Genomic DNA, 9,034 nt, shown 5'->3' with positions numbered 1-9,034 from the left:
GCAGACAGAAGCACCTCCGGCGCGCGCCACGGGATTTACCACGCCCCCCGGCGTGCACCGAAGGTGCGCTGGATCGCTGACCTGAGCCGACGAAAGCCAGGATTGCTTCCGTGGACGCAACCCTGACCGCCCCCTCAGCTCCGCACCGGCGACAGCGGCTGCCAAGGACAGTGGTCGACCACCCAACGCCCTTTTCCCGAGCGCCAGTTGACCCACAGATGCATGTGCTCCACGTCACCCTGCGGCCAGAGGAGAAGTGGCCCCTGCCGCGCCGTCAACCTGGCATGCTCATGCGCACTTACTGACAGGTAATAACCATCGCGCACTGTCACGAGGACAGCCGCGCCGCCCGACCACGCCCCCCTCTCGTACCCGCTCACCGGAATAGCGGCCTGGCACCTGCGCCATGCCACTGCGCCATTCCCTCCCGAAGCACACCCCCTGCCACCGCTCCCGAGGACTCACGCGTGCACAAGCTCAGAGCACATGCCCTGGTTTCGGCCCTGTCGACGATCACCGTCGCGGCTCTGCTGGCCACCGGCTGCTCCGCCCACTCCCCCGCCACCACCGGCGAGGCAGCCGCCTCGACGGCCGAAGCCTCAAAGGCCGGCACCGACCAGGAGCAACTCGCGGTCGTCTCCGCCCCGACCGGTGACGCCGCCACCCCGACCGCCGTGGCCGCCGCGAACACGCCCGACCAGGCCCAGGCCAGGAAATCCGCACTCAAGGTCGCGTCGTACGACAGGAAGAGCGGCCGGGCGGTCATCGCGGCACCGCCCTCCGGCTCGGGCACGGCACCGTCACCAACCCCGTCGACAACGCCCGCTTCCTCGCCCACCGCCTCCGGCGTTCCCCACGACGCAGGCTCGGGCGGCGCGACTTCCAAGACCGCCGTGGCTGTCGGCGACGTCATAGCCAGCGCCCCCGCCCCCGGCGCCCCCGACGGCGTACTGGCCAAGGTGACAGAGATCGTCGGCACCGCGGCGGACGGGAGTGCGACCGTCCAGACCGAGCCCGCCAAGCTGAACTCCGTCCTGGGCCAGAGCAAGGCGGACGGTGCGGTCCCCGTCGACCCGTCCACCTTGAAGGTCGAGCCGCTCGTCGAGGGCGTGAAGGTCTCCTGGGCGAAGACCGGCGACCTCACCTTCGGACCCGAGGGCGCCAAGCTCCCGCTGGGCAGCCTCCGCATCGACGTCACAACCGCTGTCAAGACCGCCGCAGGTGCCCCCGCCTCGGCCGCCGCATCGCTTGAGGGCTTTGTCCAACTGGCCCCCGAGGTCGCCTTCTCCTACGACGGTTCCCGCGCCGCCGCGAGCTCTTCGCCCAGCGGCGCGTTCCTGGGGCTGAGTGGCGAGTGGACCTCCCAGTGGCAGCTCAGGGGCCGCGCGGCCGGCACGACAAACGGCAAGCCGATCCGCATCCCCTTCGCCGAACTGCACGCCGACCCCGTAATCCAGGTCGGCCCGGTCCCGATCGTCGTCAATCTCGATCTCGTCTGCTACTTCCGGGTGGACGCCGACGGCCGCGTCACGGTCGACGCCGAACAGGACCTCAAGGGAGACTTCCGCGTAGGCGGGAACTTCACCTGGGCCAAGGGCTGGCGCGGCATCAGCGAATCCCACATGAGCGGTCAGCCCCTCAAGGCGACGGTCACCGCCGTCGGTGACGTCAAGGCCGCCATGGGCGCCGAGGCGACCGTGGGCCTCTACGGCACGGTGGGCGTCACCGCCGACCTCGCCCCCTATCTCCGCGCCGAATCCAACGCGACAGCCGGGGGCTCGGCAAACGGAGCCGGCTCCGCCTCCGGCTCCTGGGCCCTGTACGGCGGAGTCGACCTGAACGGCACACTCAACCTGCAGCTCTCCATCTTCGGCACGCCCGTCTTCCAGACACGAATCCCCCTGGGCGCCGTGCACGAGGAGTGGCTGCTGACGAAGGGCGAAGTCAGGACATAGAGACCCTCGCGGCCAGGACCAGCCGCAGCGCGCCCGCTCAGCAGGCCACGCACAACCACCCCCGATGGTGCGCGGCCTTGCCGAGCCCGCCGACGAAGGCGACGGCACAGTCGGCGCCGCAGACAAAGCAACAACCGCCGGCGCCCGAGACGATCGCATCACCGCCGAGGCAGAAGGCACCCACACCCTCGCCCCGGAGATGGGCGCCGAACTCAGCGGCGGAACTGAGGCAGAACCAGTCCGCATCGGCGGCGGCCCCCAGGACCTCTGGCTTCGATCACTTCTTGCGACAGCGTTTGTCGACGGGTTTGGACAGCAGCGTCCGGTCGACGGCTTCACGGATCGCCACGAGTTTTGAAGGCACCTGCTGATTGAGGCGAGTCGGGCCGACGGGTTGCGACAGGCCTGTCACAAGCTTCGAAGATCGCTTGACCTTGCCCCGGAGGGAGAAACGACAGTGCCTCTGTCGATCACATGAGCGGGCGATCTGTGCTCGCTGGTCCAGGACGAAGAGGGGGAGTTCGCGTGCCCGCGACCTGCGTCATTCTCGACATCGGTGGCGTGCTGGAGATCACGCCGGAAACGGGACGGGTGCCACGGTGGGAGGAGCGGTTGGAGCTGCCACTGGGCACTGTCCATGAGCGGATGCGCGACATGTGGCGAGCTGGGAGTATCGAAAGCATCAGCGAGCGCGAGGTGCACGAGCAGGTGGCGACCGTTTAGGTCTTGCCACTCCCCAGGTTGAAGCTTTCATGGCTGATCTCTGGGCCGAGTATCCGGGGACGCCGAACGAGGAGTTGATCGGCTATGTGCGAGGGCTGCGCGGAAGCTGCAGGCTGGGCATCCTGAGCAACAGCTTCGTGGGCGCCCGCGAACGGGAGACGTCGCTTGCGGACACACGGTCGGCGCCCCGGGATGCGGCGAAGCCGAAGTCGCAGGTGCCCATGTGGCGTGAGGGGCTGGCCTGGTCGGTGCTGTCGGTGGACTACCAGCGCATCCTGCAGACGCTTGCGGACCGTCTCCGACTCCATCAAGGGCCGCTGACCTGCCAGGAGATGGCCGCAGCGTTCGGCATGGACGTGGTGCCGACACGGGTGGAGGCGTTGCGGTCGAAGGCGAAACGCCTGGTCGCGCGCGGCTGGCTGGCCGAGCCGACGCCGGGCCGGTTCACGCTCGCCCAGAGTCTGAGCGGGCCAGGCGGCGGGTCATGAGCAGCGTCATCGACCAGTAGATCATCGCCTCGGCGCTGGTGGTGCGGCGCTCGAAGTCGCGTGCCAGGCGGCGGCTGCGCATCAGGTGCGCGAAGAACCGCTCGACGATCCACCGTTTGGGCAGCACTACGAAGCCCTTCCGGTCGTCGCTGCGCTTGACGATCGCCAGCGCCAGGGCGAGCGCGGCCAGGCAGTACTCGACGAGGCTGCCGGTGTAGCCGCCGTCGGCCCGGATGAGGGCGAGACGGTGGTGCGCGTCGGCGACTTGTCGCAGCAGGACCTGGGCGGCGGTGCGGTCGCCGGTGTCCGCGGCGGTGACCATCACGCCCAGCAGCAGGCCGAGGATATCGACCGCGACATGACGCTTGCGCCCGTTGACATGCTTGCCGCCGTCGAAGCCGCGGCTGTCGGCGCCGACGATGGCGTCCGCCTTGACCGACAGCGAGTCGATCACCCCGGCCGTCGGCTCCGCCTCCCGCCCCAGCCTTTCGCGGACCCTCGCGCGCAGCCGGTCGTGGAACTCCTTGACCAGGGCGTGGTCGCGCCAGCGGCGGAAGAAGGCGTAAACGCGGTCCCACGGCGGGAAGTCGGCGGGCATCGCCCGTCACTTGATGCCGTTGTCCGGCCGTTGTCCACCAGGTAGCGGGTCGCATCGAGTATCGCCCGGTGGCTGTATGCCTCCGGCTGCCCTCCCCGGCCGCGCAGCCGGCCCGGCACCGGCAGCAGCGGCCGCGCCACGGCCCACTCCTCGTCCGTCATGTCCGTCGGACAGCGGCGCTCACGGATCCCGTTGTCCGCGGCGTTTCCGAACCGGGGAGCCAGACAGTCACACGTCCCGGTGACCAAACCGGACTCCGCCTCCGCGGTGGCATACAGCTGCGGCAACAGGGCCTCCTGATGCTCGGACGGTGTGGTGCCCCCGAGTTGCTCAGGAGGCCCTGACTCATGCGGCGGCCACCCCAAGATCATCCGATCAGGAACCCCGTTCGATCCGCAGCTCCGTTGCTCGGTACGACAGCGGCTCCTCATCGCGAAGGCTCTTCTCGGCGACGCAGCCCGAGGCTGATGACGCGCCGACTTGGTACCAGGCACCTCAGATTTCCCTCAAGCCCCAGAAGCCTCGTGATTCGCTGAACTAGCCTCCCTGTCCGTAAGCACTGGCCCAGTCATTGCTTGTGCGGCTGGTCGGCGATCCCCTGGCCCCGAAGAGGCAAACCGCAGATGAAGCACCGCATGAAGAGCCGTTCCAAGAAGACCGTGATCATTGCGGCGGCGGGCACCAGTGTGCTGGCCCTGACCGTGCCGATCACGGCCTTAGCGACCATCACCGAGCCCGGTTCGGAGGCAGCCGGATCACATTGCACCGTCGATATATCCGGCGGTCCCGTGCAATGTTTCCCGACTTATCGGGCGGCCATCGCGGCAGCCACCGACGGCCGGGTCAAGGACGCTCCGCTGGACGTCCGCACAGCCGTCGCCAACCCGGCCTTCCGAAAGAAGATCGACGTTGCGGGCACCGCCGCCGAGCTGCGGGCCGATGCGGAGCCGGCCGCGGAGTCGTCCGTCGTCATCGGCACCGAGTACCTCGACGCGAACCACACGGGCAAGTCCATGAGTTTCACCGCCGAGAGCAAGTGCACCCCCGACGGGCCGGGCTTCCAGGTCGACCAGGTGCCCGCCGAGTTCAACGACGCCATCAGCTCGTACCAGACCTTCAACGACTGCCAGGCCCGGCACTTCGCCGACCCCGGGCTGGAGGGCGACTCCACCAGCTGGCAGATCGGCGGTCAGCGCTCGGTCGGGGACGGTGTGGACAATAGGACCAGCTCCATCCAGTGGAACTACGCGGAGTCGCCTACCGCCGCCCAGCTCTTCGCGGACTGCGACGAGAAGATCGCTACTTGCAAGTTCGAGCACAAGGGCGACGTCACCTACAGTTACGGCGGTGTCCACGAGGTGGCCCGCGCGTTCAACTGCACCAGCATCGAGCAGCAGAAGAAGATGAGCTGGTGGGACACGACCGGCGGCAAGAACTCGCTCAGCGTCGAGCTGGGAGCCAGCTACAAGTTCGGAAATTCCCTGGTCGGCGGGGAGTACACCCTCAGCTTCTCGACCACTTACGGACACGAGTGGAGCTGGGAGAGCAGGGTCTCCGACGAGACGGACCTCACCGTCCCGGCCGGGGAGGTCGGCTGGGTCAACCGGAACACCAAGATGCAGACCGCGGGGGGTGAGTACACGGTGACGTACAAGGACCGCAAATGGGGTCACTACGTCTGGTACGTCCGTGACTTCGTCGCCACCGGCCCCGTCCCGCAGGAGATGGGTGTCGTCGACTGGGTCTCCCGCCCCATGACGGCGGCGGAGAAGGCCGACCACTGCAAGGACGGCGCCGCCATGGTCACCGCCACTCCGAAGAAGGCCACGGCCGCATCCACCAAGAGCCTGCCCAGTACCGCTCACGTCCTGTCCGGCCCGCGTTGATCCGGCCGGCCTGACCCCCGCCAGCAACACCGATCCTTTTCCCGCGGTCGGCTTCCGTACGCGGAGGCCGCGCCGCCGAAGAGGAGCTGGGAGGACTTGGCGCGCCGGAAGTCCACATGGACGGGGTGCTCCCAGGTGAAGCCGATGCCGCCGTGGACCTGGATGTTCTCCATGGCCGCGCACATGTACGCCTGGCTATGTAGGCGGTATCTGGAAGTGGACATCGCAGAAGGCGATTGGAGGCAGGCTGCCACGGTGGCAGGGTCAGCACCCCGACCACTCGCGTTTCCACCCCCGCGTACGGCGACGACACAGTCTGTGCAGCAAGCGGGACTGCCGCCCCGGCCTCGGTCTCCTCGCAAGAGGTCTCAGCCATCAGCTCGGCGACCGTCTCCCGCGTGATCACAAGCCGGGACAGCACCACCCGCTCTTCCTCCAGCCGCGCGGTCAACTCAGCGTTTTCTGCCCCGAGTTCCTCCACGCGGGCACGGGCCGTGCCCCTGGCTTCCTGACGGAGGGGCGCGGATCCGAGTCACCGCAGGCGGGTGCACGCTGCGGCACCGGGGCCTCCTGCTGCTCGATGATTCGACACCAACGAGCTGTTCAGGAGGCCCCGCCCATATGCGCCCTGCATCCCGCGATCACCAATCGGGAACTCCCGTTCGACGCGCATCTCTCAGGATCGGAAAGACAACAGCTACTGAACGAACGCGCCGGGCACCGCGGCGACCCCTGTTCTGTACTCGCGCCGGACAGCGCCTCAGCCGCGACGCCGTCCCGCCATCCACGCGCATGCCGCCGCGGAGGCTTGCCCGTCCATGCTGGACAAGAGCATCCATCCGCACGTCCTAAGGCACGGCTGCGCGATGTCGCTGCTGCAGGCTGGCGTCGACACCACCGTCATCGCGCTCTGGCTCGGCCACGCCGGCGTCCGCTCCGCCGACGCCTACGTCCACGCCGACATGACCATCAAGGAGAAGGCATTCGCCCTGATCGCGCCAGTCACCGCCATGCCAGGCCGCTACCAGCCGACGGACCAAGTCCTCGCCTTCCTCGACCGCCTGTGAGACGTGAGCGGTGTGCGAACCCGCAGGGTCACGCCAGGGGCTTGGGAGCCGACGCCCCAGGTCAGCGGGTCTCGTGCGCTCCTATAACCTGCCGTCGTGGCCGATGATGCTTCGCTGGAGTTCCTGATCGATGCCGATCACGGGCAGTTCTATGTCCAAGACCTTGAGCCCTACGACGCCTGGATTGCCGAACACGCGATGGACCCTGACCTGCCGCCTGCCGGCTGGACCGAGGAAGCAGTTCATGTTCATCGCATCGGAGTAGAACCTCACTCGATCTCTGTCGGCACCGCCCGGGACGACATGGTCGAGTCACTGATCGCCGTCCACACGTCGACGCCGACGACGGACCCGACGGCCGAGCACATCGTCGAGGCCGATCTGGCAGCCCCGACAGGTCAACTCACCGTGTCCAGCCCAGGAATCCACCCAGAGAATGGCCCGCGCATGGCCGTTCCCGCGGGCCTGCTGCGAGCCCGGGTCTCCTACATCCCCTCTGAGCCGCCGGCCGTCGACACGAATGGCGGCCCCGGCGACCACTTCCTCTACCAAATCGACCTCTGGCCCACCGACGAGGACCGCGGGCTGGTCGTCCTCCGACAAGGGCCAAGCCCCTGGGCCGGATAGGCCACACGCCATCGACTATGCCGAGCACAGCGACCTCCACGCAGACCGCCACCAGACCCATCGATCGACCCATCTGTCAGTCGACCGGATAGAACTGCGTGTACCAGCGGCGCAACGCTTTGATGCCCTTCTCATGCGGAAGCAGGACGGGGCGCGCCTGGTGGATCTTGTGGTCCCAGATCCCGACCTCCTTGCGCACCTCGTCCAAGGCCGCCATGCGGAAGACGAGCTTGGCCAGGGGGGTCAGAATCGGCAGCCGGACCGGTTTGCGGATGTAGTACAGCATCCGCAGTTCGCTGGTCCGGTCGTCAACGGGAGTGCTGAGTGCGACGGCGGTCACCGACAGTACGGGGCCGTGGGTACGCACCACCATGACGCCGGGCCCGTACATGAACGCGTCGAAGGTGTTGTCGATGACCCGACCCAGGACGCGGCGGGAGATGCGGCCGCGAGCCTCGGCGAACGGGCCGTCCGCCCGCCAGTCCTGGACAGGGGGTTCGCTCTGGCCGTGGATGAAGTGGAAGTGGGACTCGTCGACGATGTTCTCGCGCATCTCCTGAATGTGGACACGAGCCCGGCAGGTGTCGTCGATGGGCGCAGCGAACTCTTTCGATCCTGCCTCGAGGATCTCCGGCACCTCCCACGACGGCTCACCCGGCCCGGCGTGGACGAAGACAAGCCCGCTGTGCTCGCGGACCGGGAACCCGTCGAGAGAGACCTTGGGAGTACGCAGCGCGAACGGAGCCTCCACGCACCGGCCGTCGGCACCGAACCGCCACCCGTGGAACTGGCACTCCACCGTGCCGTCCACGACCCTCCCGCCCGCGCCGAGATGCGCGCCGTAGTGCGGGCAGTACGCGTCCCGTACCGCTGCCCGGCCGTCGGCTCCCCGAAAGGCGATGAGCGCCCGCCCGAAGTAGTGCAGGCTGACGACCTTGCCCGGCCGCAGTTCGTGGCTGCGCGCCACCGCGTACCAGCCGTACGGCACAGTCGGCATCGGATACTGGTCGGCCCGGGGATCGCGTGGCAGAGCGGCTAAGTTGTCATGACTGCGACGTAATGGCATACGTAGATGCTAGTAGTGCTTGGTCAGGTCGGTATCGCTGTGGGGATGTCGCGGTGACAGGCCATCGCCGTAGCCGCCGTCAGCGACGACGAGGGGAACCTCGATGCCCCACGACCTCGTCTCGTCGATCATGTCCAAGGCCGACTGCCGCTTCTCGACTTGACCGACCTCTTCGGGGATGCCGCACTGCGTGCCGCTGCGCTGCTTCCTCGACCTGCGCCAGCAGCCCGACGCCTGTCCCCACCCAGACACAGGCGCCACAAAACGCCGCGCCCCCGGCGATGTAGCCGCCGGGGACCGCGTACGCAGAGTGTGGATGTGAAGGGCGGTCGCCTACGCGGCGAAAGGCTCTGCAGGGCTTCAGCCGAACGATCGTCCCTGCAGGCAATAGGTGAGGCCCGGGGACTCTGTCCCCTTCACAACCACGCCTTCCACAACCACCCCCGCCCGCCAGACATTCCCGTCCCGCCCGCCGGGCAGCGGTCAGCGGGCTCAGGCACTGCGCCAGCAGGCGGGCCTGTCCTATCTGCTGCTTGACGTGCTCCCTGGCCTAAAGTCCAGGGATTCCAGCCTGGGTCGTCTGACCCTTCCGGAGGCTTCCTGCTTCCACGCGCTGTGCGGGCA

The 9,034-nt window shown here is 68.0% G+C and carries 9 protein-coding genes and 2 pseudogenes; 7 read left to right on the top strand and 4 right to left on the bottom strand.

Annotated features, from left to right (window positions below):
- Positions 1–467 precede the first annotated feature (467 nt).
- The 4 genes from PH203_RS49400 to PH203_RS49385 all read left to right on the top strand — a co-directional run bounded on the left by PH203_RS49400 (position 468) and on the right by PH203_RS49385 (position 3,166).
- Entirely contained in the window at positions 468–1,955 is a 1,488-nt protein-coding gene (locus PH203_RS49400; protein WP_289929499.1) for a hypothetical protein, read from the top strand.
- A 64-nt stretch (positions 1,956–2,019) separates the two neighbouring features.
- Positions 2,020–2,313, top strand: coding sequence for a hypothetical protein (locus tag PH203_RS49395; protein ID WP_289929497.1), 294 nt, complete (start codon positions 2,020–2,022; stop codon positions 2,311–2,313).
- 167 nt (positions 2,314–2,480) lie between these two features.
- On the top strand, positions 2,481–2,678 hold the full coding sequence (locus PH203_RS49390) for a hypothetical protein (protein WP_289929496.1): 198 nt from the start codon (positions 2,481–2,483) through the stop codon (positions 2,676–2,678).
- Between the two features lie 29 nt (positions 2,679–2,707).
- Positions 2,708–3,166: a hypothetical protein gene (locus tag PH203_RS49385; RefSeq protein ID WP_289929494.1), complete on the top strand. Its 459-nt coding sequence runs from the start codon at positions 2,708–2,710 to the stop codon at positions 3,164–3,166.
- On the opposite strand, the gene PH203_RS49380 is transcribed toward PH203_RS49385, so the two are convergent.
- Positions 3,123–3,764 (bottom strand): IS5 family transposase, encoded by a 642-nt coding sequence (locus PH203_RS49380; RefSeq protein WP_289929493.1) that lies wholly within the window; start codon positions 3,762–3,764, stop codon positions 3,123–3,125. The two genes, PH203_RS49385 and PH203_RS49380, sit on opposite strands and share 44 nt — an antisense overlap.
- A 635-nt stretch (positions 3,765–4,399) precedes the next feature.
- On the opposite strand from PH203_RS49380, the gene PH203_RS49375 reads away from it, so the two are divergent.
- Positions 4,400–5,650 carry a hypothetical protein gene (locus PH203_RS49375; RefSeq protein ID WP_289929491.1) on the top strand — a complete coding sequence of 417 codons (1,251 nt, stop codon included), beginning with the start codon at positions 4,400–4,402 and terminating at the stop codon, positions 5,648–5,650.
- Here the strand turns inward: PH203_RS49375 and PH203_RS49370 are convergent.
- Positions 5,626–5,826 (bottom strand): annotated as a pseudogene (locus tag PH203_RS49370) (acyl-CoA dehydrogenase); the annotation flags it as partial. The gene PH203_RS49375 and the pseudogene PH203_RS49370 overlap by 25 nt on opposite strands.
- A 561-nt stretch (positions 5,827–6,387) precedes the next feature.
- Here PH203_RS49370 and PH203_RS49365 point away from each other — a divergent pair.
- Together PH203_RS49365 and PH203_RS49360 are read left to right on the top strand one after the other, a co-directional pair.
- Positions 6,388–6,717, top strand: a complete 330-nt coding sequence (locus PH203_RS49365) for a tyrosine-type recombinase/integrase (RefSeq protein WP_354671333.1) — start codon at positions 6,388–6,390, stop codon at positions 6,715–6,717.
- Positions 6,718–6,813: 96 nt separating this feature from the next.
- A complete protein-coding gene (locus PH203_RS49360; RefSeq protein ID WP_289929490.1) occupies positions 6,814–7,344 on the top strand; it encodes a hypothetical protein in 531 nt (176 codons plus the stop codon).
- Between the two features lie 76 nt (positions 7,345–7,420).
- Here the strand turns inward: PH203_RS49360 and PH203_RS49355 are convergent, their stop codons facing one another.
- Together PH203_RS49355 and PH203_RS49350 are read right to left on the bottom strand one after the other, a co-directional pair.
- Complete coding sequence (locus PH203_RS49355) at positions 7,421–8,341, bottom strand: Rieske 2Fe-2S domain-containing protein (protein ID WP_289929489.1); 921 nt, start codon at positions 8,339–8,341, stop codon at positions 7,421–7,423.
- 132 nt (positions 8,342–8,473) lie between these two features.
- A pseudogene (locus PH203_RS49350) lies at positions 8,474–8,680 on the bottom strand (transposase); the annotation flags it as partial.
- Between the last annotated feature and the right edge of the window lie 354 nt (positions 8,681–9,034).

Origin of the sequence: Streptomyces sp. S.PB5 (assembly GCF_030403745.1) — a bacterium.
Classification (GTDB): domain Bacteria; phylum Actinomycetota; class Actinomycetes; order Streptomycetales; family Streptomycetaceae; genus Streptomyces.
This window is presented reverse-complemented; position numbering and strand designations above follow the sequence as displayed.